23 protein-coding genes and 1 pseudogene are annotated in these 25,633 nt (G+C 68.5%); 5 read left to right on the forward strand and 19 right to left on the reverse strand.

Features of this window, described 5'->3' with window-relative positions; all coding sequences use genetic code 11:
• Positions 1-348 precede the first annotated feature (348 nt).
• Entirely contained in the window at positions 349-2,526 is a 2,178-nt protein-coding gene (locus ACJEIK_RS23465; RefSeq protein WP_409430362.1) for a SulP family inorganic anion transporter, read from the forward strand.
• A gap of 84 nt (positions 2,527-2,610) precedes the next feature.
• Here the strand turns inward: ACJEIK_RS23465 and ACJEIK_RS23470 are convergent, their stop codons facing one another.
• From ACJEIK_RS23470 to grcC1, 3 genes are all read right to left on the reverse strand, one after another.
• Entirely contained in the window at positions 2,611-3,327 is a 717-nt protein-coding gene (locus tag ACJEIK_RS23470) for a DUF1326 domain-containing protein (protein ID WP_061003356.1), read from the reverse strand.
• A 280-nt stretch (positions 3,328-3,607) separates the two neighbouring features.
• Positions 3,608-4,471 carry a zinc metalloprotease HtpX gene (gene htpX / locus ACJEIK_RS23475; protein WP_409430363.1) on the reverse strand — a complete coding sequence of 288 codons (864 nt, stop codon included), beginning with the start codon at positions 4,469-4,471 and terminating at the stop codon, positions 3,608-3,610.
• 84 nt (positions 4,472-4,555) lie between these two features.
• Positions 4,556-5,563: a nonaprenyl/(2E,6E)-farnesyl/geranylgeranyl diphosphat synthase gene (grcC1, locus tag ACJEIK_RS23480; protein WP_061003352.1), complete on the reverse strand. Its 1,008-nt coding sequence runs from the start codon at positions 5,561-5,563 to the stop codon at positions 4,556-4,558.
• Positions 5,564-5,584: 21 nt separating this feature from the next.
• Between grcC1 and menJ the strand changes: the two genes are divergently transcribed.
• Complete coding sequence (gene menJ, locus ACJEIK_RS23485; protein WP_409430364.1) at positions 5,585-6,805, forward strand: menaquinone reductase; 1,221 nt, start codon at positions 5,585-5,587, stop codon at positions 6,803-6,805.
• Here menJ and ACJEIK_RS23490 read toward each other — a convergent pair.
• The 4 genes from ACJEIK_RS23490 to ACJEIK_RS23505 all read right to left on the reverse strand — a co-directional run bounded on the left by ACJEIK_RS23490 (position 6,798) and on the right by ACJEIK_RS23505 (position 9,878).
• On the reverse strand, positions 6,798-7,856 hold the full coding sequence (locus ACJEIK_RS23490; RefSeq protein ID WP_061003348.1) for an alpha/beta hydrolase: 1,059 nt from the start codon (positions 7,854-7,856) through the stop codon (positions 6,798-6,800). The genes menJ and ACJEIK_RS23490 overlap by 8 nt on opposite strands.
• A 78-nt stretch (positions 7,857-7,934) precedes the next feature.
• Positions 7,935-8,216 carry a pyrimidine/purine nucleoside phosphorylase gene (locus tag ACJEIK_RS23495; protein ID WP_409430365.1) on the reverse strand — a complete coding sequence of 94 codons (282 nt, stop codon included), beginning with the start codon at positions 8,214-8,216 and terminating at the stop codon, positions 7,935-7,937.
• 43 nt (positions 8,217-8,259) lie between these two features.
• Positions 8,260-9,195 carry a CobW family GTP-binding protein gene (locus ACJEIK_RS23500; RefSeq protein ID WP_406784812.1) on the reverse strand — a complete coding sequence of 312 codons (936 nt, stop codon included), beginning with the start codon at positions 9,193-9,195 and terminating at the stop codon, positions 8,260-8,262.
• Positions 9,192-9,878 (reverse strand): demethylmenaquinone methyltransferase, encoded by a 687-nt coding sequence (locus ACJEIK_RS23505; RefSeq protein WP_409430366.1) that lies wholly within the window; start codon positions 9,876-9,878, stop codon positions 9,192-9,194. The genes ACJEIK_RS23500 and ACJEIK_RS23505 overlap by 4 nt, the downstream gene beginning before the upstream one ends.
• An 85-nt stretch (positions 9,879-9,963) precedes the next feature.
• On the opposite strand from ACJEIK_RS23505, the gene ACJEIK_RS23510 reads away from it, so the two are divergent.
• On the forward strand, positions 9,964-10,788 hold the full coding sequence (locus ACJEIK_RS23510; RefSeq protein WP_346417129.1) for an SDR family oxidoreductase: 825 nt from the start codon (positions 9,964-9,966) through the stop codon (positions 10,786-10,788).
• A gap of 14 nt (positions 10,789-10,802) precedes the next feature.
• On the forward strand, positions 10,803-11,078 hold the full coding sequence (locus tag ACJEIK_RS23515) for a hypothetical protein (protein ID WP_064858463.1): 276 nt from the start codon (positions 10,803-10,805) through the stop codon (positions 11,076-11,078).
• Positions 11,079-11,249: 171 nt separating this feature from the next.
• On the opposite strand, the gene ACJEIK_RS23520 is transcribed toward ACJEIK_RS23515, so the two are convergent.
• Positions 11,250-12,377 carry a glycosyltransferase family 4 protein gene (locus ACJEIK_RS23520; protein WP_409430367.1) on the reverse strand — a complete coding sequence of 376 codons (1,128 nt, stop codon included), beginning with the start codon at positions 12,375-12,377 and terminating at the stop codon, positions 11,250-11,252.
• A gap of 122 nt (positions 12,378-12,499) precedes the next feature.
• Between ACJEIK_RS23520 and ACJEIK_RS23525 the strand changes: the two genes are divergently transcribed.
• Positions 12,500-13,183: a DsbA family protein gene (locus tag ACJEIK_RS23525; RefSeq protein WP_406801502.1), complete on the forward strand. Its 684-nt coding sequence runs from the start codon at positions 12,500-12,502 to the stop codon at positions 13,181-13,183.
• Here ACJEIK_RS23525 and ACJEIK_RS23530 read toward each other — a convergent pair.
• The 11 genes and pseudogenes from ACJEIK_RS23530 to ACJEIK_RS23580 form a co-directional block, all read right to left on the reverse strand.
• Complete coding sequence (locus tag ACJEIK_RS23530; RefSeq protein WP_061003336.1) at positions 13,180-13,683, reverse strand: DUF3592 domain-containing protein; 504 nt, start codon at positions 13,681-13,683, stop codon at positions 13,180-13,182. The two genes, ACJEIK_RS23525 and ACJEIK_RS23530, sit on opposite strands and share 4 nt — an antisense overlap.
• Positions 13,680-15,317 carry a 2-succinyl-5-enolpyruvyl-6-hydroxy-3-cyclohexene-1-carboxylic-acid synthase gene (menD, locus tag ACJEIK_RS23535; protein ID WP_064858459.1) on the reverse strand — a complete coding sequence of 546 codons (1,638 nt, stop codon included), beginning with the start codon at positions 15,315-15,317 and terminating at the stop codon, positions 13,680-13,682. The genes ACJEIK_RS23530 and menD overlap by 4 nt, the downstream gene beginning before the upstream one ends.
• Before the next feature lie 12 nt (positions 15,318-15,329).
• Positions 15,330-16,118, reverse strand: coding sequence for an alpha/beta fold hydrolase (locus ACJEIK_RS23540; protein WP_061003332.1), 789 nt, complete (start codon positions 16,116-16,118; stop codon positions 15,330-15,332).
• A 78-nt stretch (positions 16,119-16,196) separates the two neighbouring features.
• Positions 16,197-16,910: a DJ-1/PfpI family protein gene (locus ACJEIK_RS23545; RefSeq protein ID WP_061009517.1), complete on the reverse strand. Its 714-nt coding sequence runs from the start codon at positions 16,908-16,910 to the stop codon at positions 16,197-16,199.
• A 9-nt stretch (positions 16,911-16,919) separates the two neighbouring features.
• Positions 16,920-17,915 carry a GlxA family transcriptional regulator gene (locus ACJEIK_RS23550; protein WP_064858458.1) on the reverse strand — a complete coding sequence of 332 codons (996 nt, stop codon included), beginning with the start codon at positions 17,913-17,915 and terminating at the stop codon, positions 16,920-16,922.
• A 71-nt stretch (positions 17,916-17,986) separates the two neighbouring features.
• Positions 17,987-18,313: a heavy-metal-associated domain-containing protein gene (locus ACJEIK_RS23555; protein ID WP_409430368.1), complete on the reverse strand. Its 327-nt coding sequence runs from the start codon at positions 18,311-18,313 to the stop codon at positions 17,987-17,989.
• Positions 18,310-22,383 carry an AMP-binding protein gene (locus ACJEIK_RS23560; protein ID WP_409431749.1) on the reverse strand — a complete coding sequence of 1,358 codons (4,074 nt, stop codon included), beginning with the start codon at positions 22,381-22,383 and terminating at the stop codon, positions 18,310-18,312. The genes ACJEIK_RS23555 and ACJEIK_RS23560 overlap by 4 nt, the downstream gene beginning before the upstream one ends.
• A gap of 37 nt (positions 22,384-22,420) precedes the next feature.
• Positions 22,421-22,666: an acyl carrier protein gene (locus ACJEIK_RS23565; protein ID WP_406784804.1), complete on the reverse strand. Its 246-nt coding sequence runs from the start codon at positions 22,664-22,666 to the stop codon at positions 22,421-22,423.
• Positions 22,659-24,154, reverse strand: a pseudogene (gene fadD10, locus ACJEIK_RS23570) (fatty acid--CoA ligase FadD10). Before fadD10 ends, ACJEIK_RS23565 begins: the two are co-directional and overlap by 8 nt.
• The gene (locus tag ACJEIK_RS23575) at positions 24,151-24,696 is read right to left on the reverse strand and encodes an FcoT family thioesterase (RefSeq protein ID WP_409430369.1); all 546 of its coding nucleotides are present in this window, start codon (positions 24,694-24,696) and stop codon (positions 24,151-24,153) included. The pseudogene fadD10 and the gene ACJEIK_RS23575 overlap by 4 nt, the downstream one beginning before the upstream one ends.
• Positions 24,693-25,562, reverse strand: a complete 870-nt coding sequence (locus tag ACJEIK_RS23580; RefSeq protein WP_409430370.1) for a TauD/TfdA dioxygenase family protein — start codon at positions 25,560-25,562, stop codon at positions 24,693-24,695. The genes ACJEIK_RS23575 and ACJEIK_RS23580 overlap by 4 nt, the downstream gene beginning before the upstream one ends.
• Positions 25,563-25,633 lie beyond the last annotated feature (71 nt).

The raw sequence follows: 25,633 nt of genomic DNA on the forward strand, positions 1-25,633 counted from the left end.
TGCAATACAGTGATCTTGACTGGTCGGACCCCCAATCACGAGCATACCGACCGGATCGATTCAAGCCGGTATCCCAGGTCGCCCAATCGATCAACCCTCTGGCCCACGGAGAAGATTTGCGTTCTCTATGGGAACTCTTCCTCGCCTTGCGACCCCGTCTGGCGATAAATACTCTCGCACTTAGCAATTGACGTCGCTTATCGTTGGCGACCGTCGAACAGTTCTGAAACATGTTGTCTCGCAACATGTTTAATCGACAATGGTGTCGGCGGGTGTGCGGACCGAACCTCGCGCAGCGCATCTGCACATGTGTCCATCGGACAACAATCGGAGAACGGAAACCTAGGCATGCTAGAAACCGCCCCGCCGGCAAAGGGTCTACGCGCCATACTGCGCTACGACCTGCCCGCGTCACTTGTCGTATTCCTGGTGGCACTGCCACTGTCGCTCGGCATCGCCGTCGCGTCCAACGCGCCCATCCTGGCCGGCATCATCGCCGCCATCGTCGGCGGCATCGTCGCCGGCGCGCTCGGCGGCTCGCCGCTGCAGGTGAGCGGACCTGCCGCCGGCCTGACCGTCGTCGTCGCCGGATTGATCGCCCAATTCGGCTGGGGCGTGACGTGCGCCATCACCGTCGGCGCCGGCATCCTCCAGATCCTGTTCGGCCTCAGCCGCGTGGCCCGGGCCGCGCTGGCCATCTCGCCGGTCGTCGTGCACGCCATGCTCGCGGGCATCGGCATCACGATCGCGCTGCAGCAGCTGCACGTGCTGCTGGGCGGCAAGTCCAACAGCAGCGCGTGGGAGAACATCCACGAGCTGCCGGCGCAGCTGATGAACGTCCACGGCCCCGGCTTCCTGCTCGGCATGCTGGTCATCGTCACGCTCGTCGCGTGGCGCTGGGTGCCCGCACCCGTCAACCGGATCCCCGGCCCACTGGTCGCCATCGTCGGTGTGACGGCGCTGTCCGTTCTGTTGCCGTTCGACGTCAAGCGCATTCAGATCAACGGCTCGCTGCTGGACTCGCTGTCGTTGCCGACCCTGCCCGACGGACAGTGGGCCGCCGTCTTCGCGGGCGTCCTGACCGTCGCCCTCATCGCCAGCGTCGAGAGCCTGCTGTCGGCGGTCTCGGTCGACCGCATGCACAACGGCCCGCGCACCAACTTCGACCGTGAGCTGATCGGCCAGGGCGCGGCCAACACCATCTCCGGCGCCATCGGCGGCCTGCCCGTCACCGGCGTCATCGTGCGCAGCTCGACCAACGTCGCCGCGGGCGCCAAGTCCCGGGCGTCGGCCATCCTGCACGGGTTCTGGATCCTGCTGTTCGCAGTGCCGTTCGCCGGCCTGGCCCAGCTGATCCCGACGTCGGCGCTCGCCGGCCTGCTGATCGTCATCGGCTGCCAGCTGGTCAAGAAGGTGCACATCGAGACCGCCCGGCGCACAGGCGATATCGCGGTTTACGCCATCACGGTGCTCGGCGTCGTGTTCCTCAACCTGCTCGAGGGTGTGCTGATCGGCCTCGCCCTGGCGGTCGCCCTGACGGTGTGGCGCGTCATCCGGGCCAAGATCGTCACCGAGCACGTCGCCGGAAACGACTGGCGCATCGTGATCGAGGGCTCGGTCAGCTTCCTGTCGCTGCCGCGCCTGACCTCGGCCCTGGCTTCGGTGCCGACCGGTTCGGACGTCACCGTCGAGCTGTCGGTGGACTTCATCGACCACGCCGCCCACGAGACCATCGATGAGTGGAAGCGCCAGCACGTCGCCGGCGGTGGCTCCGTCGAGATTCACGAACACGGCACGGCCGAGCTGCACAGTGCGGCCGCCGGTCCGCCGACCCGCACGTTCACGCCGTTCGACAAGCGCTCGGGTGTCGTCCCGTGGAAGTCGCAGCCGCAGACCTCCTCTGTGATGGAGGGCCTGGAGACCTACCACCGCCGCACCGCACCCGTGCTGCGCCCACACATGGAGGACCTGGCCCACACGCAGAAGCCGGAGACGCTGTTCATCACCTGCGTCGACTCGCGCGTCGTGCCCAACGTCATCACCAGCAGTGGCCCCGGTGACCTGTTGACGGTCCGCAACGTCGGCAACCTGATCCCGGAGGGACGCGCCGACGCCTCGGTCGAGGCGGCCATCGCCTTCGCCGTCGAGGTCCTGGAGGTCTCGTCGATCGTGGTGTGCGGCCACTCCAGCTGCGGCGCCATGACCGCGCTGCTGGGCGGCGATCAGGGTCACGACGAGCACCTGCACACCTGGCTGGAGCACGGCGATGCGACGTTGCGCGCCTTCGACGAGGGCCGCCACCCCGTGGCCGTCGCCGCGGCCGAGGAAGGGTTCGGCGTCGTCGACCAGCTGTCGATGGTCAACGTCGCACTTCAGGCGCAGACCCTCGCCGCCCACCCGCTGGTCCGGGCCCGGCACCGCGCCGGCGACCTTGAGGTGATCGGGTTGTTCTATGACATCGGCACCGCGGCCGCCCTCCGGGTGACGCCGGTCAGCGTGGACCGTCTGGTCGAGGTTGCCGAGTAGTACCTGATTGATCCTGCGCCCAGGGCCGTACCCCGCGAGAGCGGCAGGCCCTGGGCGCAGTGTCATTTCCGGGTCCTCGTCAGCTCAGCCGCAGCAGCATCCGCCGGCCGCCTCCGCGGCGGACGGCAGCTCGACGTTCGGCAGTTCGCCGTCGGGCCGCCAGTCGAACGGGAAGTGCTTGCTGGAGGCGCCGAGGTACTCGTGGGAGAAGTCGAAGCCGACGGCGTCGGCCTTCCTGACCACACCCCACGTCGCGACCTGGCCCGGGCCCACTTCCGCGCCCGGAGCGTTGACGGTGGTGACGCGACGGTTCGGGTCGGCCGTCGGGCCGGTCAGCGCATCCACCCGGACGTCGACCTTGCCCGGAATCTCCGCCCGCCAGTAGGCCAGGTCGTCGGCCGCGGCGAAGTTGATCGGGGCGTACTCGATACCCCGCAGCTCGCTGATCAGGGCGCCGAACTCCCCCGGCCAGCCGCCCTCGTCGCCGCGGAAGATCCGCTCCAGGGCTTTCCGTTGATCAGCGTCCGCCTTCTCGTCGATGTAGAACATGAGCTTCATGGTGGCGTCCGGGTCGCCGATCCACATGTTGCCGGCGAACTCGCCCAGGGCCACCACGCCAAGGCCACTCAAATCGGTTGTGCCGTAATGCCCTTCGTGCACCTGCCAGACGAGCGTGAACAAGCAGTCGCCGTGCGTGGGCTCCTGCGCGAAGCTGCACGGGCACGGCAGCTTGCAGCTGCACACATCGAACCACTCGCCGCGTAGATGCCAATCGGTCTTCGGGGTTGCCGCCACCGTCATCGCTGAATCCCTTCTGGTTTACATACCCCCTGGGGGTACCTGACGTGGATGACGTTACGCAGCGATCCGAGGGTTGGTCAAGTACCCCCTGGGGGTATCTTTTGGTGAGTTTGGTATGCGGGTCGGTGCTGCGTTGGCTCTGCGCTGCCGGCGCAAAAGTGCGAGTAGGCAAGACCCTCAATGCAGGATCAGCCGCGGGGCCCGTTCACCCTGAAACCACGGCGCAAAAGTGCGAGTAACCAAGACCCTCAACGCAGAGCCAACGTGCGAAACCCAGGAACTACCGCCCGGCCATGCGCTCCAGTCGCGCGATGCGGTCCTCGATGGGCGGGTGGGTCGAGAAGAGCTTGCCGATCTTCTCGCCGGCCCGGAACGGGTTGGCGATCATCAGGTGGGCCTGGTCGGCCAGCTGCGGCTCGGGCGGCAGCGGGGCCTGTTGCACGCCGGCGCTGATCTTGCGCAGCGCGCTCGCCAGCGCCAGCGGGTCACCCGTCAGTTCGGCGCCCGACTGGTCGGCCTGATACTCGCGCGAACGCGACACCGCCAGCCGGATGATGGTCGCGGCCAGCGGGCCGACGATCGAAAGCACGAGGAGGACAAAGGGATTGGGCCGGTCGTCGCGGTCGCCACCGAACATGCCGATGAAGTACGCGACGTTGACCAGAGCCGTGATCACCGACGCCATGGCGCCCGCGACACAGGAGATCAGAATGTCGCGGTTGTAGACATGCGACAGCTCATGCCCCAGCACGGCGCGCAGCTCGCGCTCGGTGAGGATGTTCAGGATGCCCGTGGTGCAGCACACCGCGGCATTGCGGGGGTTGCGCCCCGTGGCGAACGCATTGGGGGCGGCGGTGTCGCTGATGTACAGCTGCGGCATGGGCTGGCGCGCCGTGGTGGCGAGCTCGCGGACGATGCGGTACATCGCCGGCGCCTGCATCTCGCTGACCGGCTGCGCATGCATGGCCCGCAGCGCCATCTTGGCGCTGTTGAAGTAGACGTAGGCGTTCATGCCGATGGCGAACAGCACCGCCAGGTACATGATGTTCTTGCCGAACAGCGACCCGATCAGCACGATGAGCGTCGAGAAGCCCGCCAGCAGCGCGAACGTCTTTGCGGTGTTCGCGTGCGGATTCCACGTCATCGGCTACCTCCTCCAGCGCAGTCAAACTCACTGAATTGAACGCTCGGCAACTGGTGCCTGGTTCCAGGGTGTCCCGGTGGGAGGTCAGCCGTGGCGGTCAGCGGTGTACTCGACCAGGTTGAGCAGCGCCAACCGGCCGGGCAGATCCGGCAGGTTGTCCAACTCGGCGCGAGCGTCCGCGGCGAAGCGCTGAACGGTGCGCTTGGCCTCGACCATGCCCTGCGACGCGCGCAGCAGCGCCAGCGCCTCGGCGAGGTCGGCGTCGTTGTCGATGGGCTTGGCCAGCAACACCCGCAGCCGGTCGGCGTCGGGTCCGGTCTCCTGCAGCGCGTACAGCACCGGCAGGGTGTGTACGCCTTCGCGCAGATCGGTTCCCGGCACCTTGCCCGATTCGTCGGGATCGCTGTCGATGTCGATGATGTCGTCGGAGATCTGGAAGATGGTGCCGACGATGCCGCCGAGCCGGCTCAGCCGCTCGATCTGCTCCTCATCGGAGCCGGAGAACGTCGCACCGAACCGGCCGGACGCCTCGATCAGGCATGACGTCTTCTCGTACACGACCTTCAGGTAGTGCTCGACGGGGTCGGCGCCTTCGAGGGCGCCACGGGTCTCGCGCATCTGGCCGGTCACCAGCTGGGCGAAGGTGTCGGCGATGACGCGCACCGCGTCGGGCCCCAGCCGGGACACCAGCCGCGAGGCGGTGGCGAACAGGTAGTCGCCGGCCAGGATCGCGATGTTGTTGCCCCAGCGGGCGTTGGCGCTGTCCGCGCCGCGCCGCACCTGCGCCTCGTCCATGACGTCGTCGTGGTAGAGCGTCGCCAGGTGCACCAGCTCGATCACGGCGCCGGCGATCGCGACGTCGTTGTTGTCGGGGTCCGGCCCCAGCGACGCCGACAACACGGTGAACAGCGGACGGAACCGCTTGCCACCGGCCTGGAACAGGTGCTGGACCGCTTCGGCCATCAGCTCGTCGGCTTTGCCCAGCTCGGTCGACATCAGGTCTTCGATGCGCGCGACCGCGTCACGAACCTGCGCTGCGAAGGCGGCGTCACCAAAGTCCACGCCCGCGACCACTGTCGCTGGTGTCTTCATGGGTCCAACATACTGGGCGGCATGGTCGTGCACGCAGATGTGGTCGTGGTCGGAGCCGGGCCGGCAGGTTCCGCCGCTGCCGCCTGGGCAGCGCGCCGGGGCCGCGACGTCCTGGTGATCGACTCGGCGCAGTTTCCCCGGGACAAGGCCTGCGGCGACGGGCTGACGCCGCGGGCCATCGCCGAACTGCGTGAGCTGGGACTCGGCGATTGGCTCGACGGCCACATCAGCCACCACGGGCTGCGGCTGGCCGGCTTCGGCGCGCAGCGCGAGGTGCGCTGGCCGGGGCCGTCGTTCCCGGCCGCCAGCAGCGCCGTGCCCCGCACCGAACTCGACGACCGGATTCGTCAGGTGGCCGCCGACTCCGGCGCGAAGATGCTGCTGGGCGTCAAGGCCGTCGGCGTCTCCCACGATGCCGCCGGCCGGGTGACGACGTTGCAGCTCGACGACGGGCAAGAGGTGAGCTGCACCGAACTCATCGTGGCCGACGGCGCCCGCTCGACGCTGGGCCGGGTCCTGGGCCGGGAATGGCACCAAGAGACCGTGTACGGCGTCGCGATCCGCGCCTACATCGCGACGCCGCGGCACGCCGAGCCGTGGATCACGTCGCACCTGGAGCTGCGCTCCCCCGCGGGGGAGGTGCTGCCGGGCTACGGCTGGATTTTCCCGCTGGGCAACGGTGACGTGAACATCGGCGTGGGTGCGCTGGCCACCGAGAAACGCCCGGCCGACGCCGCACTGCGCCCGCTGCTCGCCCACTACACCAACCTGCGCCGCGACGAATGGGGCTTCGAGGGGCAGCCGCGGCTGGCCAAGTCGGCGCTGCTGCCGATGGGCGGCGCGGTGTCGGGCGTCGCGGGACCGAACTGGATGCTCGTCGGCGACGCCGCCGCGTGCGTCAACCCGCTCAACGGCGAGGGCATCGACTACGGCCTGGAGACGGGCCGGCTGGCCGCCGATCTGCTCGGCTCGGGTGATCTGAACGCGGCCTGGCCCGCACTGCTGCAGCAGCACTACGCGGCCGGGTTCTCCGTGGCCCGCCGATTGGCGATCCTGCTGACGCTGCCGAGGTTCCTGCCGCTGACGGGTCCTGTCGCGATGCGGTCGCAGTACCTGATGACGGTCGCGGTCCGGGCCATGGGCAACCTCGTGACCGAGGAGGACACCGACATGATCGCCCGCATCTGGCGCCGGGCCGGACGTGGCTCGCGCCGGCTGGATCAGCGCAAGCCGTTCAGCTGACCGACCGCGCGAACCCGACGATGTCGCGGACGGTGGCCGCGAAGACCTCGGGCATGGCGCCGGCGAGCAGGATGTCCCCGGCGTGGCAGGTGCCGGCGACGATCCGCCCGACGACGCTGACGCCGGCCGCGGCCAGCCTGCGGTAGTAGATCAGGCCCTCGTCGCGCAGCGGGTCGAGCTCGTTGACCGAAATGACATGCGGCGGAAGGCCTTCCAACTCCACACTGGTGGCCGCCCCGGCCCAGCAGGTGCCGTCTTGCGCGTGCTGCTGGTCGGGGTCATAGATGGAACCCAGCAGCGCCAGTTGGAGGCAGCTGATGAAGTACCCGTCGTTCTCCCGCAGCGACGGCAGGTCCTCGGCGTCCTCGAGCCACCGGTTCGAGATGTACGGGCACTGGGCGTAGACGCCGGCGATCTCGTCGATCCAGCCCTCCCGCTTGGCTTTCAGCGCGACCGTCAGCGTCAGGTTCCCACCGCCGGACTCCCCCGACACGATCAGGTGGCTGATCCCGAGCTCGTCTTTGTGCGCCGCCGTCCAGCGCACGGCCGCCGCGCCGTCGTTGAGCCCGGCCGGGAACGGGTGCGGACCGAGCGCGCCGCCCGAATTACGGAACTCGACGCCGACGACGACGAGCCCTGCGGCCGCAAGGTTTTCGCGGAGGCGGACGTACTGGATGTCGGCGGCGCTGAGGATCGCCATGCCACCGCCGTGCAGGTGCACAACCGCGGGCAGCGGACCGTCGGCATCGGTGGGTCGGCTGATGAACAGCGTGATCTCGTTGCCGTCGGCACCGGTGATGGTGGTGGTCGTGGTGGTGACGCCCTCAGGTGCGGGGGCCTGGTCCCCCAGCATCTTCAGCACGGCACCGGTCCCCTGCTCCGCGAACGCGGTGAACTCGAGGCGCTGCGCCAGCGGGGCGTCGACCGTCAGCGGCGGTTCCGGGAGGCGGCCGTCCATGCCGAATGCGGCGAGGGCCTTGACCATGCGCGGGTCAGAGCGGCGGTCGGTGCCGATGATGGAATCGGGATCAGCGAGGCGTCCGTAGGGCATGCCTCATCTTGGTGCACAAAGTGAACTTGGTCGAGACTTTGCGAAAAAGTCGCGACCAAGTTCACCGTGGGCGGAAAGTTACCGGTATTCGCAGAGGTAGGCGGTCTCGACCTCGACGCGGACGCCGAACTTGCTGTCGGCCGGCACGGTGAATTGCGTTCCGGCGGCGAAGGTTTCCCACTCGTCGCTGCCGGGCAGCTTGACGGTCAGGGCGCCGGACACCACGTGCATGATCTCGCGGCTCGAGGTGCCGAATTCGTATTCGCCGACCGCCATGACGCCGACGGTCGCGGGGCCCTCGGCGGGCGCGAACGCGATCGATGCGACCTTGCCATCGAAGTACTCATTGACCTTGAACAACACATCTCCTCGAACTCAGGTGAGGAGTCAGGATATCCGGGGCCTACGGCATCACGTACTTGTGGACTCCGAGGATGGCGTTCTCGTCGGCCGGTTCGGTGGTGCACTCGTGCAGCGCCGCCCGCACCTTCTCGGTGTCCATGCCGGTGCCGATGCACACCAGTTGGGTGCCGGTGCCGCGCCGCTTCTGCAGCCGCAGGGAGCCGCCCACCAGCTGCAGCAGGTATCGGTGTCCGGCGCCGAAGTCGACGAAACCCTTTGCCCGGTAAAGCCCTTCGGGCCGGTCACGCAGCAGGGCCAGCAAGCGGCGCGGGTTCAGCACGTCGCCGGTGATGTATTCGACGGACTGGTAGACGGGATGGTCGTGGTCGTGATCGTCGTGCAGCAGCTCGTCGAACGACAGCTGGGCCTGCGGGGCGCGTTCCGGAATGTCGATAAGCAGCGTCGGGTCGATGCGCGCGAAATCGGTGGGCTGCACGGGGACTCGCGGATTCTGCGCGCGAATCCGGGCCAGCACGGCGTCGACGTCGGCGACTTCACTTGCCCGGTTGAGCACCACCAGGTCGGCCACCGGCAGCCCGTGCCCGAACTCCGGCTCGCATCCGTTGACCACCAGGATCAGGCCGGCGTAGTGGAAGTCATCCGAATCGGCCGTCATGATGGTGCGCGCCACCGCGGGCGGCTCGGCGACGCCGCTGGCCTCCACCACGATCAGATCCAGGGCCGGGCGGACGGCGGCCAGCTTGCCCAGCATCTCAGCCACCTCACCGTCCTCGGCGACACAGCAGATGCACCCGTTGGACAGTGACGCCATGGCGTCGACCTGACCGGCGACCAGCATCGCGTCGATGTTGACGGACCCGAAGTCGTTGACCAGCACGCCGATTCGCGCCCCGCGGCCGTTACGCAGCAGGTGGTTCAGCAGCGTGGTCTTGCCCGCACCGAGGAAGCCGGCGACGGCGAGGACGGGCAGGCTCACGGCTTGACAGCGGCGTGCAGCGCGACGATCCCTCCGGTCAGGTTGCGCCAGCGCACCTGCGACCAGCCGGCCGCCTCGATCTTGCAGGCCAGGTCGTCCTGATCGGGCCACGCCCGGATCGACTCGGCGAGATAGACGTACGCCCCGGGGTTGGACGACACCGCGGTGGCCATCGTCGGGAGCGCCTTCATCAGGTACTCCTTATAGGCCGTCGCGAAGAGGCGGTTGGTGGGCGTGGAGAACTCGCACACCACCAGGCGGCCGCCGGGCCGCGTCACCCGGGCCATCTCGCGCAGGCCGGCGCTGAAGTCGACGACGTTGCGCAGCCCGAAGCTGATGGTCACCGCGTCGAAGACGCCGTCGTCGAACGGCAGCTTGGTGGCGTCACCGGCCACCTTCGGGACGTTGCGGGCTGCGCCGGCGGCGAGCATCCCGACCGAGAAGTCGCAGGCCACACACCAGGCGCCCGACGTCGCGAGCTCGACGGTCGACACCGTCGTCCCGGCGGCGAGGTCCAGAACCTTGTCACCTGGGCCGATGCCCAGCGCGGCGCGCGTCTGCCGCCGCCAGAACCGGTCCTGACCCAGGGACAGCACGGTGTTGGTGATGTCATAGCGACGGGCGACGCCGTCGAACATCGACGCAACCTCGTGCGGATCCTTCTCCAATGACGCGCGACTCACGGATATGACGCTACCGGCTGGTCCTGCGCCCCGCGTCTGCGGCGGCCCCGGGAATGGAACGGCCACCACGGGAGCTGTAAGCCGCATGGGTCAAAAAGTCTGGTTCATCACGGGGACATCGCGCGGGTTCGGACGCGAGTGGACGGCCGCGGCGCTGGAGCGCGGCGACAAGGTGGCCGCGACGGCGCGGGACGTGTCGACGCTCGACGACCTCGTCGCCAAGTACGGCGACGCGCTGTTGCCCATCGCGCTCGACGTCACCGACCGCGACGCCGACTTCGCCGCTGTGAAGGCGGCGCACGAGCACTTCGGCCGGCTGGACGTCGTCGTCAACAATGCGGGCTACGGCCAGTTCGGTTTCATCGAGGAGTTGTCGGAGGCCGAGGCGCGGGACCAGATCGAAACCAACGTGTTCGGCGCGCTGTGGATCACGCAGGCGGCGCTGCCGTACCTGCGGGCGCAGGGCAGCGGGCACATCATCCAGGTGTCCTCGATCGGTGGCATCAGCGCATTCGCGGGCCTCGGCGCGTACCACGCGTCCAAGTGGGCGCTCGAGGGTTTCTCACAGTCGCTGGCCGCCGAAGTGGAGCGGTTCGGTATTCACGTCACCTTGATCGAGCCCGGTGGCTTCTCGACCGACTGGGGCGGCGCGTCGGCGAAGCGGACCACGGAACTGCCGGAGTACGAAGGACTTCGGGCAGATGTCGCGCGCTGGCGCAGCGAGCGCAATGCGGTACCGGGCAACCCGGAGGCCTCGGCGGCCGCGGTGCTCAAGATCGTCGACGCCGAAAAGCCGCCGCTGCGAGTCTTTTTCGGCAGCGCACCGCTGCAGATCGCCAAGACCGACTACGAAAACCGGTTGCGCACCTGGGAAGAGTGGCAGCCGGTGTCCGAGCTGGCGCAGGGCTGAACGAAGGAACTCCGATGGCGGGATTGAAATTCGTCCGACGGGACGACGGGTTGACCTATGAGTTCACCGAAGACGGCGAGGCGCACGGGTTTCCGTCGTACAAGCGGGTCGATCTGGACATCTGGTGCCGACGGCTGCCGCACTTCGGATGGGTGGTGTGCACGGAGCGTGGTGCGGTGTCGAGTCGCCCGTTCGACCACGCGGGGTTCGGTTACCTGCCGCCCGAGGGTGCGTGGGTGAGTCGCAAGGACGACCGCTCGTATGTGTACGACCTGGTCCATGTGAGCTGATCTTCTCTGATCGAGCGTGCGTGTTTCTGCGCACGCTCGATCAGCATGTGCAGTTTCGTCGCGCTCGGCGGCCGCGAGCGGGACGTTTTTGTACACCAAATGCGGTGTGTCGCCGTGCAAACACGCACGCTCGCGGGAGGTGGCGTGCGCGGAAATGCTCGCGGGAGATGACTAGGCAGCGAGTGCGCGGCGCTCGCCGAGGACGGCGGCGTAGTGGCCGAGCAGTTCGTCGCACACGGCGGGCCAGGTGCGGCCCAGCACGCTGCGGCGGGCGGCGAGCGAGTAGCGGGACCGCTCGGCGAGCAGGTGATCGACCGCGGCCGGCAGCGCCGCCTCGAAATCCGCTACCGGCAAGAGCAATCCGGTGTGCATGGGCGTCACCAGGTCACGCGGGCCGCCGGCGTCGGGCGCGATGACCGGCAGACCGGACGCCATGGCCTCCTGGACGGCTTGACAGAAGGTCTCGTGCTCCCCCGGGTGCACGAAAACGTCCATGCTGGCGTATGCCGTGGCCAGTTCCCGGCCGTACAGTGCGCCGGTGAAAACTGCTGTGGGCATGAGTTTTTCGAGCTTGGTCTGGTCGATGCCCTCGCCGACCACGACAAGCTGCAGGTCGTCGCGGCCGGCCAGCGCGGCCAGCCGCTCCACGTGCTTCTCCGGCGCCAGACGGCCGACGAAACCCACCACCGGCTTGCCTTCGGGCGACCACTGCGCCCGCAGCGCGGCGCTGCGCGCCGACGGCGCGAAACCCGTGACGTCGACGCCGCGACCCCACTTGTGGACGCGCGGAATGCGATGGGTGACAAGGTCTTCCATCGTCGCGCTGGACGGCGCCAGGGTCCGGTCGGCACGCGAGTGCAGGTGCCGGTTCCAGGCCCACGCGGTTTTCGTCATCATGCCGACGCCGTAACTCTGCGCGAAACCGGCGATGTCGGTCTGAAACACCGCGACGGTCGGGATGCCGAGGAAGCGCGCGGCGTGCAGCCCGCCGTAACCCAGCAGCGCCGGCGACGCCAAGTGCACCACGTCAGGCTGAAAATCGCGCAGTACCCGCACCATTCGCGGCCGCGGCACACCCAGCGGCAACGACGTCACCTTGGGGAACATCCGGGACGGGATACGGTGCACGGGCACATCGCCGTGGAACGTGTCCGCGGGCGTTTCCCCCCGGGGCGTGTCGGGCGCGATGACCAGCGCCTCATGGCCGTTCCGGTGGAGGTGCTCCAGCACCCGGAGCACCGAATTGGTGACGCCGTTGACATTCGGGAGAAAGGACTCCGCCACGATCGCAACTCGCACACCTGCAGGCTGGCAGCGCAGCCTGACCGTCAGGTGACCGTCAGGGATCCGCGACGCGAAGACACGCACAACTCGGGTACCACCGGTATCGTCTGTCGCACCGCGGCGAGAAAGGGGTCGGCATGCGTCTACCTCGGCTGATCCTTGTTCTGGCCACCGCGCTGGCGCTTCTCACCGCATCAACCGGCTGCGGCCGCACCGTCACCGGATCGGCACTGCGGGACCCGGATCTGCCGGGCGTCACCCTCACCGCGGACGGCTTCGGCATCATCGCGGGCCGGCCCGACGCCCCCGCGCAGATCGAGGTGTACACCGAGCCGCAATGCACTCACTGCGCGCACCTGCAGGACACCGACGGGCCGGAGATGAAGAGCATGATCGCCCTCGGTCTGCTGACCGTCACCTACCGCCCGGTGACCTTCCTGGACACCGAGTACGGCTATTCGGCCAAGGTCGCCAACGCGATGTTCCTCGCCGCAGCACACGGCACGTCGGCGCCCGCCCTGCAGGCGTACGTCGCGACGCTGTGGGGCCACCAGAATCCGGGCGGGTCGGCGCCGTCGGACGGTCAGCTCGCGGGCTGGGCCGCCGACTCCGGCGTCAGCGCCGAGGCGGTGGCCACCATCCAGTTCGGTGAACACGCCGTCGACACCGACGAGATGACGATGACCAACGAGACCCGGCTGCAGGAGATCCGCGACGGCGACGCCGGCACACCCACGGTGTACGACCTCACCGGCAACACCGTGGTGGACATCCAGGAAACCGAGTGGCTGGCGAAGCTGACGGCGGGACGGCAGACCTAACCCAGTCGGCGCTGCACGAGAGTGACGATGCCGAGCAGCACACCGGCGACCAACCAGCCGACGACGGCGATCGAGCCGGCCGGGATGACGGCCAGCGACGCGTTGCGGTTCTGCACCCGCACCAGGTCCGGGTTGCTGCGGTCGTATTCGACGTAGATGCGCATCCCGGTTTCCAGCTCGGACGGGTACAGCACGCCCAGCTCGGGCCGGTAGGTGACGCGGTCGGGCGTCACGAACTCGATGGTGGAGCGCCGCGGACCGGCCGAGAGCACCTCGGCGGCCGCCGTCCCCATGTTGTGCTCGATCTGCTGATCGTTGCGCCACGCCCCCAGCACCAGCAGCACCGACTGCAGTGTCACCAGGCAGGCCATGATGACGATGCCGATCCGGATCCGGCGGATGACCCGCTGTGACCGGGTCTCCTTGCCGTTGCCGAAGAGGCGCAGAATCAGGTTGTCCCACAACGTGTTCAACCGGCAGCGCAGGGGTTCGGGAATCACGGAGCGGCCTTGATCGCCGCCCGTATCGAAGCGTGCAACGACCGTAGGGTGGACCGGTCGGCCTTGACCTCCAGCACCCGCATCCCCTCGAACGGTTCGCGCAGCGCGGCGGCCAGTCCGTCGGCCTCCACCTGCCGGCACTCGACGTGGTACGCCCGGCACAGGGCGGCGACGTCGACGTCGTGCGGGGTGCCGAAGATGCGCGACGACACGTCGGAGAACCGGGGATCACCCTGCTCCAGCAGCTCGAAGATGCCACCGCCGTTGTCGTTGGAGACCACGATGGTCAGCGCCTTCGGTGTCGGCTCGGTGGGGCCGATCAGCAGGCCCGAGCTGTCGTGGACGAAGGTCAGGTCACCGATGAGCGCCACGGTCCGGCCCGAGGCGTGGGCGAGCGCGGCGCCGATCGCGGTGGATACCGTGCCGTCGATACCGGCGACGCCGCGGTTGGACCGTACCGAGATGCCGTGCGAGTTCAGCCCGACGAGAGCGGCGTCACGCACCGGGTTGGAGGCGCCGAGCACCAGTTGGTCACCGGGCCGCAGACCGTCGGCGACGGCGGCCGCCACGTGCAGGCCGGTGGTCAGTTCGTAGGCCGCGAGCTGGTCACGCACGGCGTGCTCGGCGCGGGTGTTGGCTTCGGCACACTTCGCGAGCCAGGACGGATCCGGCGTCCCCGACGTGATGGCGCGGGTGCCGGTGGCCTGCGAGTTGCCCGACACGTCGGGCCAGCGCGGGCCGGTGGTCAGCGCGTAGACGGGCGTGTGCGGGTCGGCCAGCAAGGTGGAGACCGGCCGGTGCAGCGTGGGCCGGCCCAGCATGATCACCTGCTGCGGCCGGACCAGCGACAGCGCGAGCGGGTGCAGCGGGTTGTCGGCCGGGGGCGCCGTCGGTTCGGCGACGGTCGGCAGGTGCGCCAGGTTCTCGTGGCGGCCCGCGCCGTGGCCCGCGATGACGACGGTGTCGGCCGTCAGGTCGATCTCGAGGGGCTGGTCGAACGTGACGGGCGGGGTGTAGGTCCACGGCCGGCCGTCGGGACGGCCTTCCGGCGCGTAGGGGCCATCTTCGGCGGTGTCCGGGACCAGCGGCTCCCGCAGCGGGATGTCGAACTGCACGGGTCCGGCATTGGCGGTACGAGAACCTTTGGCCGCCACCAGGACCCGGCACGTCGCCGACCGCCACTGCGCGTTGGCCGCGGCCACGTCGGCCGTCGGCTCGGCCAGGCCGAGGCTGATGGTGGCCCGCACCTGATTGCCGAAATAGCCGAGCTGTTCCATCGTCTGGTTGGCGCCGGTGCCCAGCAGCTCGTACGGCCGGTTGGCGCTCAGCACGATCAGCGGCACGCGGGCGTAGTTGGCCTCGATCACCGCCGGGCCGAGATTGGCCACCGCGGTGCCCGACGTCATCGCGATGCACACCGGTGAGCCGGCGGACACCGCGAGGCCGACCGCCAGGTAACCGGCGGTGCGCTCGTCGATACGGACATGCAGCCGCAAGCGGCCGGCCCGGTCGGCGTCGGCCAGCGCGAACGCCAGCGGAGCGTTACGCGAACCGGGGCACAGCACCACATCGCGGACGCCGCCGCGAATCAGTTCGTCGACGACGACCCGCGCCTGAATCGTCGACGGGTTCATTGCTACAGCGTGTCACACCGGGTTGGCGGCGAAGAATTCCAACATGGCGGCGTTCACCGCATCGGGACGCTCGATGAAGCCGAGGTGCCCGGCGTCGGGGATTTCCAGGTAGCGGCCCAGCGGGATCGCGTCGGCCACCTCCTTGGACAGATGCGGAGGCAGCACGACGTCGTCGGCGAAGCCGATGACCTGTACCGGCACCGCGATCTGGCGGTAGGCCGGCAGCCGGTTGGTCTCCGGCGCGACGGCCAGCTGCGCGCGCAGCCCCGGAGTCGGCTTGGTCGGCCACATGGTGAACATCTCGATCCAGTCCTGGACGGCACGGTCGTCGTTCAGGGTCTTGGGTGAAAAGTTCTCCAGCAGCCGGTTTTTCGCGTCCACCTCGGGCGGCAGCTCGATACCGGCGGCCAGCAGCGCGCGCTCGGCCTCCCGGAAGAACGTGCGGGCGCGATCCTCCCGGCCGCGCGTGGCCATGAGCACCGCAGAGGACACCAGCTCGGGCCGGGCGACCATGAGCTCCTGGGCGATGAAGGACCCCATCGACACCCCGACGACGCGCACCGGGCCGCCGACGACCTTGTTGATCAACGACGCCGTGTCCGCGACCGCCTGGTCGGTGGAGAAGCCGATGGCGTTCTCAGTGGCGCCGATGCCGCGGTTGTCGAACGTGATGCAGCGGAAGCCGGCCCGCTGAAACGCCGGTACCTGATGCAGGTGCCAGGTGCGGCCCGCGCCGCCCCGTCCCGCGATGAACAGCACCGGCTCGCCGGATCCGCCACGGTCGTCGTATGCCAGATTCACCCGGCCGAGGTTACTGGACCCGGGATTTGTGCACGATTTTCCGCGGTGGGCGCGGAAAATCGTGCACAAATCGCGAGGTCAACGGCGGGAACGGACCTTTTTGACGGCCTGGTCCCACAGCAGTGCCGTGGTGTGCTTGAGTGCCGTCGGCTTGAGGAGCTCACGCGACATCAGGGCCGTCGCACTGGCCTTGGTGGCCGCCGAGGCCTTCGACATGTGCCCGGAGTCGAACGGCGGTTGCGGGTCGTATTCCATGGACAGCTGGATCGCCTTGGCCTTGTCCTCACCGGCGATCTGGGCGGCCAGCCACAGGCCGAGGTCGATGCCGGCCGAGACACCCGCGCAGGTGACGATGCGGTCGGCCGACTGCACGATGCGCTCATCGGTGACGGGTTCGACGCCGAACGTGCGCAGCAGCTGCACGGCCGCCCAGTGCGACGTCGCGCGCTTGCCCTTCAGCAGTCCGGACGCGCCCAGGATCACCGAACCGGAGCACACCGACGCCGTCCACGTGGTGGTCTCGTGGGCTCGCCGCAGCCAGTCCAGCAGCTTCTCGTCGCGCGCGTGCTCCAGGGTGCTGAAGCCGCCCGGGATCAGGATGATGTCGGGCGTCGGCGTCTCGTCGAACGAGTGGGTGGCGCCCACCAGCAGCACGCCGGAGTCGGCGACGATCGGGCCCGGCTCGTGCCAGACGAACCGGACCTCGGTATCCGGCAGCCAGCGCAACGACTCATAGGGCCCGATGAAGTCGAGGGCCGTGAACCCCGGGTACAGGACGATGGCAACTTGCATGATTTCTCCCTACCTCGCGCCTTCTCTGCTCCTCGCGTGCGCGAAAGTTCTGCGGTACTGATCTGGTGAAACCCCAACGCGCCGAACAAAACTGCGACGCAGCGTCTCGGCGCTGCCGAAGCCGCACCGCGCGGCGATGGCGGTGACGGTGTCGTCGGTCTCGGTGAGCTGCCGACGGGCCGCATCGGTGCGGACCCGCTCGACGTACGCCGCCGGCGGCTCCCCCACCTCGGCGGTGAACGTCCGGGTGAAGTGCCGCGGGCTCATCGCAGCGGCGCGCGCCAGCTCCGGAACACTGTGCGCCCCAGCGGGTTCGGCCTCGATGAGCTCCTGCACGTCGCGAATCGGTTCCCGCTTGGCGCGCGGCATCCAGACCGGCGGCGCGAACTGCGTCTGCCCGCCGGGCCGGCGCAGGTACAGCACCAGCCACCGGGCGACGTTCTGGGCGACGTCGGTGCCGTAGTCGTCTTCGACGAGCGCCAGTGCCAGATCGATGCCCGCGGTGACGCCCGCCGCCGTCCACACCTGATCCGAGCTGCGGACGAAGATCGGATCGGCATCGACTGCGATGCAGGGGAATTCACTGGCCAGTTTCTCTGCCGAGGCCCAGTGCGTGGTAGCCGAGCAGCCGTCGAGCAGGCCGGCCTCCGCGGCGAGGAACGCGCCGTTGCAGACGCTGACGATGCGGCGCGCGTGCGGTGCGGCGGTGCGAATCCAGTCGATGACGGCGGGGTCGGCCCGGGCTTCGTCGACCCCCATGCCGCCGGGCAGCACGATGGTGTCGATCGGTTCGTTCGGGTCGGGCGGCGGCTTGGTGACGAACTCGAGCCCGGTCAAGGTGGTGACAGGACCGCCGTCGGCCGCGGCCAGGACCGGCGCGTAGCCGTCGTCGCTCCGTCCCATCGCAGCCAGCTGCAGCGTGGCACCGGTGAACACCTCGAACGGGCCGACGACGTCGAGGGCCTGCACCCCGCGAAAGCCGAGCAGCACCACAGATCGCGTCACGCCTCTATCGTGCGACGCCCAGCCCCATGGCGTCTACGCCATGGGGCCCACAAATTAGGACAAACCTGTCGCTACCCGCGGCCGAGCAGGCTGCCGACGAGCCGCTGCAGTGGGCCGCGCGCCGAGTCCTCCACCACGGGCGCCTCGGCGCGTGGTACGGCGCCATAGCCCGCTGCCACGACGGCGTCGCACAGTTCGGCCGGGCCGACGTCACGGGCGGTCTCGATGGTGGCGGTCTTGGTGGCAAAACTGACCGACGCGTGCACGCCGTCGATCTTGTTGAGTGTCTTCTGCACGCGGCGGGCACACATGACGCACGACATTCCGGTGATGTCGAGATGGCTGGTGCCGACTTCCGGTGCCTCCTGCCGGGGCTGAGTCACATCCGTCAATGTCATTTCCTCACAATCTGATCAGCGCCGAAGACACCGCGAAGTGGCTCAGGCGCACTGGTGCATTCCGCGACAGCCGCGAAATCGACGTCGACACTGGGATATTCGGCCAGATAGTCGGCATACGTGCGGCCCCGCAATCTGGCACCCAACCCGACCCACGCATCGAGTACCGCCCAGCGCTGCGGATTTCGGGCGGCCCACCCGCTGCGGTCCAGCCGGTCCTTCCACTCCGCGAGGGCGATGGCCTCGAATCCGAGGCTGCCGAGAAACGCTGTGTAGGAGACTTTCTCGCCGCGCAGTACCGCCATGCCGCGGCCCAGCTCGACCGCCGGTGACAGCTGCGGAAGCAGACCGAGAATGCTGTGGGCGGCGGCCACGCCGGTGGTGACCTCTTCGGTGACGGGCACCACCGGGCACATCCGCAGCGTGGTGCAGGCATCGACCATCGCGACCAGGATGTCCGACGATTGCGCGAGTTGGCGGGCGTCGCCCAGCACCCGGGGCAGCCGCACCACCGAGAAGTCCAGATCGCTCGCGGCGCGGGACACGGCGATCTCCGCCAACGCCTTCGACGCGGCATAGGGGTACGGCGCGTGGCGGGGGTCGGTGACGCGGGGCGCCGTCACGTCGGCGTTGACCACGAAGGTCGACAGCTGCACCAAACCGGCGCCGCGCCGCGCACACGCATCGGCGAACGACGCCACCGCCGACACGTTGGCGGCCCGCAGCCGGTGGTAGGGCACCAACACATTCGTGTTGCCGATGCAGTTCACGACGGTGCGGGCGCCGACGCTGTCCAGAAGCGCACCCAGCTCCGCGGCGGTGAGGTGGTCAGGTATCCGCACGACGTCGACGCCGTCGACCGATTGCGCACCGGACCACGGGTTGTGTTCGGGCAGTGGTGATCTGGCAGCGAACACGACGTCGGGGCAGTCGAGGCCGGCATGTCTGCGGTCGAGAATCGCCTGCGCGAAGCCGGTGCCGAGAATGCCCGAGGCACCCAGGATCACGACGGTCTGTGCGCTGCCCCCGCGTGAGCGCTCGCGGGCGGCCGGTGCCGCCGGGTGCCCCACCGCCGCCAGATCGTCGGCGATCTGGGCCGCGGTCTCGTCGTCCATCCAGGTGTCGATGTCAGGCCGGCGGTCGACGACATTGGCCGCGGAGTCCGCACCGATCAGATCGAGAATGGACAGCTGCCAGTCGAGGAATCGTCGCGTCTCCGGCAGGATCCGGATCAGGTCCAGTGACCCGATGCCCTCATCCAACAGCGATGCGCTGGGCCCGATGGGACGTTCCAGCATCCGGCTCCACAGCTCGGCAAGCGCGGCGGCCCGCGGATCCTGATCGGCTTCGTCGCACGGAACCTCAATGTTCGCAGTGAGTTTCGCGCGGTCGACTTTTCCATTGGGCTGTCGTGGGATGCCCGGGACGCCGAAGACGGAGAACGCCGGTGTCCCTTGGCCTCTTGCCAGGCTCCGAACTCGGGCACGTGCAGCCGGATCGTCGTGTCCGGTGCGGGTCAGTGCGGATTGGAACCAGATACCCAGGCCGTTTCCGGCCGGTTCCACGGCGACATCGGATATCTCGGGGGCCGCCGCCAACTTGCGCAGCAGCGCGGCGGTGTCGAACCGCCTACCGGCGATCTTGACCACGGCGTCACGGCGCCCGGCCAGCACGGGATGGCCGCCGTCTGGCGTCACGCGGTCGCCGGTGGCGAACACCCGCTGCCGGGAGCCGTCCGGCGCCTGCACGGTGCCGAAGCTCGCGTTGTCCAGCCCGATGTAGCCGGCCGACACCAGCTCCCCGACGACAACGACCTCGCCGAACGCGACGAACACCGAGCCGGGTACCAGCGGGCGCCCTAGCCGCGCCCTGGCACGCGCGGGTTCATCGGCACCGATCGGCAAGTGCGTGACGACCACCGTCGTCTCGGTCGGGCCGTACGTCGAGACCAGCGAGATACCTTGGCCCGCAGCCGAATCCAGCCATTTGTCGACAGCAGCCGGGCGGACGGCCTCCCCGCCGATGATCACCTGGCGCAGCGCCGAGCCGCCCAGCGCCGCCAACGCCGCGTCGTCCTCGCACAGCAGGTGCCAGACCGCGGCGGGCAGGTCGAGCACGGTGGCGAGGTGCGCCGCGACATCGCGCGTCAACGCGGGCATGTCACCGGCGCGCATCCCGGCGGACCGCACCACGCGCGTGCCACACGACAGGGCGCCGAAAATCTCCTCGACGCTGATGTCCGAGGTCAGCGGGGCACACTGCAGGATGGTGTCCGCCGGCCCCCAGCCGTAGGCGTCCCGCGCCGCGGCACAGAAGATCGCCAGCGAACCGTGCGTCACGGGAACAAGTTTGGGGTTCCCCGTCGAGCCGGACGTCGGCATCACGTACGCGAGCCGGGAGCCCAGCAGGTGGTCGCGGCCAACCTTGCCGATGCGTTCTTCGACGACTTGTCGTGTCGCGCCGTCCAACTCGGCGCGAGGGCCGATGAGCTCGACCGCGTGTGCACCGATGGCGCACTGCTCGGCGATGGCCTCGACGCGTGCAGCCACGTCGCCGGGTGTCGCGCAGACGCTGTAGCCGCAGCCTGCCAGGTGGCAGGCAATCAGGAGCTCGACCGCACGCTGGGAATCGTCGTCGACGAAGACCAGTACGTCGCCGGGATCGACACCGCGGCCGACGATCTCGGCGATCCACTGGTCGACGCCGGGTCCGCGGCACTGGCCGAGATCCACGTCGAGGAACCATCCGCCCGCACCGGCTGGTCGTTGCACCGGTATCCCGCTGCCCGCTTCGAGCCGGCCGTCGGCGGCGAGCCCGGACCACTCGCCGACGGTCAGCGCGATCGGTAGGTCCCAGTGCGCGTCCATCGCTCGCAGGGCCGCGACGATGCGGTCGACGACGCCGGTTTGGCCCGCACCTTCGGGTTGATCGTCCCGGGTCCAGATGGCGAAGTCGATGGTGCGCCGCGCTTCATCGTGGACGCAGGCCACCGTCATCCCTTCCACCGGACCGATATCGGTGACCACCGGGGCTTCGGACAAGTACGGGCTCAGCTCCGCAGCGGACCGGCCGCGCAGGTAATTGACCGTCAGTGCGTCGACGGGTGCGCCGCGGGTGATCGCCAGATGCATACGGCGGTACCGCTCTTCACGGAACCACCGGCGTCGCAGCGCTTTGACGTAGCCCCGGTCGATCGCGGTCACCACGTCCCGGACCGCGGCGAACGGCGCGAATCGAACCGGGTGCGCGACCGAATTCACCAGACAGGTGGCGACATTCAACTCCGGCGCGCCGAAGCGGTTGTCCACCGGGTGCACGAGGTGAGCCTCGGTGCTCTGGCTCAGACTCGCGTGCACCGCCGTCGCGGCGGCCGCGACAAGGATGTTCAGCGGCACCTGCCGGGTCTCCGCGAGCGCGACGATCTCGTCATAGGCACGGTCAGCGACTCGACATGATTCCCGCAGCACGCCGCGGCCGGCGGTGCCGAGCGCCGCATCGTCCGAGCCCGGCGCGGAACTGCCGCGCCGGGCTCCGTCGGTCAGTTCGCGACGCACCGCGCCGACGTGGCGTTCGGTGGATTCCGCCACTTTCCCGTGCTCACTGCGGTGTGCCGCCGCAAGGAGCCCCAAACCCGCTGCGGCGCCGGCCTTCTGCTCGGGCCCGTCCAGATGCCGGGCCAGGTCGGCTTCGATGATCGCGGTCGCCGCGCCGTCGAGCAGGATGTGGTGGCTCTGTGCGTCCATCCCCACCACCCGGCCGTCGGCGTCGGTGTGCACGACATAGCGCACCAATGGGGTACCGAGTATGCCGTCGGCCCACAGCTCCCCCGGCGCTGTTCGAGTTGGCCCGGGCTGTACGCGGGCGATGTCCTCGAACCGCAGCCGGGCGACGAGCTCAGGATAGCCGTCGCCGGTCGCCGGCGGCTCCAGCACGCACAGCTGAATCGGGTTGTCCAGCACCATGTTTTCCAGCGCCGACAGGAATGCCGCCGGCGCCAGCGGCCGGAACCGGTAACTCTTGCCGATCAGATACAGCGCGGGATCAGGGTCCTGCAGCACCCCGTGATAGATGTTCTGCTGCTAGATGCTCAGCGGAATCCGGCCGTCGTCAGACGCCGCCACGGATGCCCTCCAGCTCTCGGACCCAGCCTGCGATCGTCAGCTCACGCGCCAGACACTTCAGCAGCTCCGATTCCCGATCCACCCCAAGGCGTTTCATCAGCAGGACGAACCGCACCGAATCCAACCCGAGCTCGCGCAGATCGGTGGCGTCGCCGTCGAACAGATCGGATGCGTCGATGTAGAGCACGTCGCCGACAGCGGCCAGGACGCGTTCGCGGAGCCCGTCAGCCATGGACCGCCGCTGCCAGTGCGGTGCGAATGACCTTGCCGGACTGCGTCCTCGGTATCTCGGTCACCAGCGTGATGGTCGACGGCCTGGCCATCGACTCCGATTCCGCCCGATAGCGCGCCGCGATGGCCTGCTTGAGCTTGCGGGCCTGGCCTTCGTCGAGTTCCCCGGACGGGATCACCGCCAGGCCGATCAGCGCGCCGAACTCGGCATCGGGGATTTCGAAGCAGGCCGCCGCGCCGACACCGGGGACGCTCTCGGCGATGCGGTCCACCTCGTCGGGTGCGACATTGACGCCGCCGGAGATGATCATCTCCGCGGACCGGCCCTTGATGTAGAAGTACCCGTCGGCACCGCGCTCGAAGATGTCGCCGGTGTTCACCCAGCCGTCGACCAGGACTTCAGCGGTGCGCTCGGGATTGTTCCAGTACCCCAACATGTTTGCCGGTGACTTGATCCACAACGTGCCCGAGTCAGCGCTGTCTCCACCGGTCAGCCGGACCTCGACCCCGGGGTAGGGCCGCCCTACGGCGCCGGCCTCGATCCGGGTGATCGATCCGTCTGACGTCGGCAGACACAATGCGGTACAACCTGTTTCGCTCAGGCCGAAGACCTGAGCCGCATGAACGCCGGCCGCTTCGACGAAGTGCACGTCGGCCGCGATGGCACGCGAGCCTCCGTAGCCGATCATCCGCAGCGGCGGCAGCGCGACACCCGCCTTGACCTCCGACACCAGTCGCGTCAGCAGCGTGGGCACCAGACAGGTCGAGGCGATCTGGTTCGCGGTGAGAACCTCCGCCAGCGACGTGGATTCTCACCGCCGGTCACACATTCACTGCCATGCATCAGGCAGTTCAGGATCCACCACAGGCCGCCGATGTGGCTGGCCGGCAGCGGCGAGTACGTGGCTTCTCCCACCACCCAGCTGATCCAGGTGAGGTTCTCGCGCGCCAGGATGTCGGCCACGGCGAAGAACGTGCGATTGGCCAGCAGTACGGCTTTCGGCTCACCGGTGGTGCCGCTGGTGAAGATCATCGCCAGCGGATCGTCGGCGCCCAGTTCCGCCGGCGCGACGACGGGCGCGTCGTCTCTGTGCTCCGCGACGTCGACGAGGATCACCGGGATCGCGCCGAGAGCACTCGGCAGTGCCGTCGCGTCCGCGCCCGGGGTCAGGAGAACCGCACTGGGGCCGGTGATGTCGCCGAAGCGCGCGACGGTCGCGGTCGGGACACCACGATCCACCAGCACCGCGATGGCACCGAGTTGTGCGCACGCCAGCACCGCGACGTAGGTCTCGGGGCCGTTGTCGGACATCACGAATACCCGGCCACCGCGAGAAACGCCGTGGTCCAGCAACTCGGCGGCCAGCCGATTCACCACCGCGGGGAGCCGGCCGTACGTGACGGCGCTGGTTCCGTCACAGCGCCGCAGCGCGATGGCCTGCGGGTGCTGCTGCGCCTGCGCGAGCAGCCGCCCCAATACGGTGCTCACGGGATGTTGAGGATCGCGAGTTCGAATTCGCCGGACGCGGATCCGCCGTCGTCGTCGTGGAACTCGATGGCGCACGGCACTTTCAGGTACCGCCAGGTCCGCTCGACGACTTCGATGCCTTCGCATGTCAGTCGGGCGGAGAACTTGCGCGCATCGATCTGCCGTTTGTAGCGCGACGCGGTGGACCGGATCAGCATGCTGGCCAACTGGTTCTCGAAATAGTCATCGAGCGTCCAGCCCCGGAAGCCGTCGATCTCGCCGTGGCGGACCGCGGGCGCGAACGCCGAGTAGGCGAGCTGGTTGAAGCACAGCACCAGTTCGACGGCGTTGAAGTGCCCGGTGCTGCGGATGTACACCGACTCGGGAATGCTGAAATTCCCCGTCGCGAACATCGAATCGCCGGTGGCACGGTATGTCGCGTCCGTGAGATAGCGGCAGCCTTTGTAGGAGTAGGGCTCCAGCACTCGCGCCAGGAGTTCTTCCGGAATCTGCTCGGTGTCAAGCCATTCGGTGACGGGTGCGGTCAGCTCGGGGGCGCTCATGCCGCGTACCCCGGCGTCGCCAGGCCGTCGAGCATGGTCAGCCGATACGTCGTCAGTGTGCCCGTCGCAGTGCCGTGTTTGGCCCGGTGAATCAGCGCCCGGTTGTCCCACAGGATGATGTCACCGACCTCGTAGTGCTGCGTATGGATGAACGGTGACGCGAATTCGGCGTCGAGCTGGCCGGTGGCAGTGAGGAGTTCATGCAGGACCGTGGGGTCGAGGACTTCGCCGTCACCGTCTTCGATCTTGCTGGTGCCGGTGGAGCAGATGTAGAGGATTTCCTGGCCGGTGTGTGGGTGCCGGATCACCGTGGGCCACTTGATCGGTGGCGTGGCGCGGTTGATCTCGTCCCACACCTCGCCGATCGGCTTGTACACATCGCTGGGCCGAATCTTGATGTGGCGCCGAGGATCATGCGTGCTGAAGGTGCCTCGCACCGGCTCCTGCTGCGCCGGCGGCAGGGATTCCCAGACCTTGTTGAGGTCGATGAAGTACGTGCCGCGGTCGGCGCCCGGGACCGTCAGCGGCATCACCATGGAGAACGCGAAGGGCTCGGGCATGAACATGTAGTCGATGTGCCAGAACGCGCCGGTGCGCGGCACGCCCTGCCCTTCCTCGGTGGATGAGACGAAGATCTCCGGGTGCTCGTTGTGGTGGTACACGGGCTCGTAGTACGTGACGATCTCACCGAGGATGCGGCCGAGCTCGATGAACTGCGCGGGTGTCGGCTTGACTCCCTTGAGGACGACAAGCTTGTTCTCGTAGACGGTTTCGCGGAGCTGGTCGGTCGAGATGTTGCCCAGATTGCTCGGATCGATTCCGACGACCTGCGCTCCGAGCCCTCGTCCCTGCACATTGAGCGTCATCGACGCGCCTCCCCAAGTTTGCTGCACCACGCCGGTGTGGCAGCGGAATTCATTGCCCCACAACGCAGAAA

Source organism: Mycobacterium sp. SMC-16 (assembly GCF_046250085.1).
Taxonomy (GTDB): domain Bacteria; phylum Actinomycetota; class Actinomycetes; order Mycobacteriales; family Mycobacteriaceae; genus Mycobacterium; species Mycobacterium phocaicum.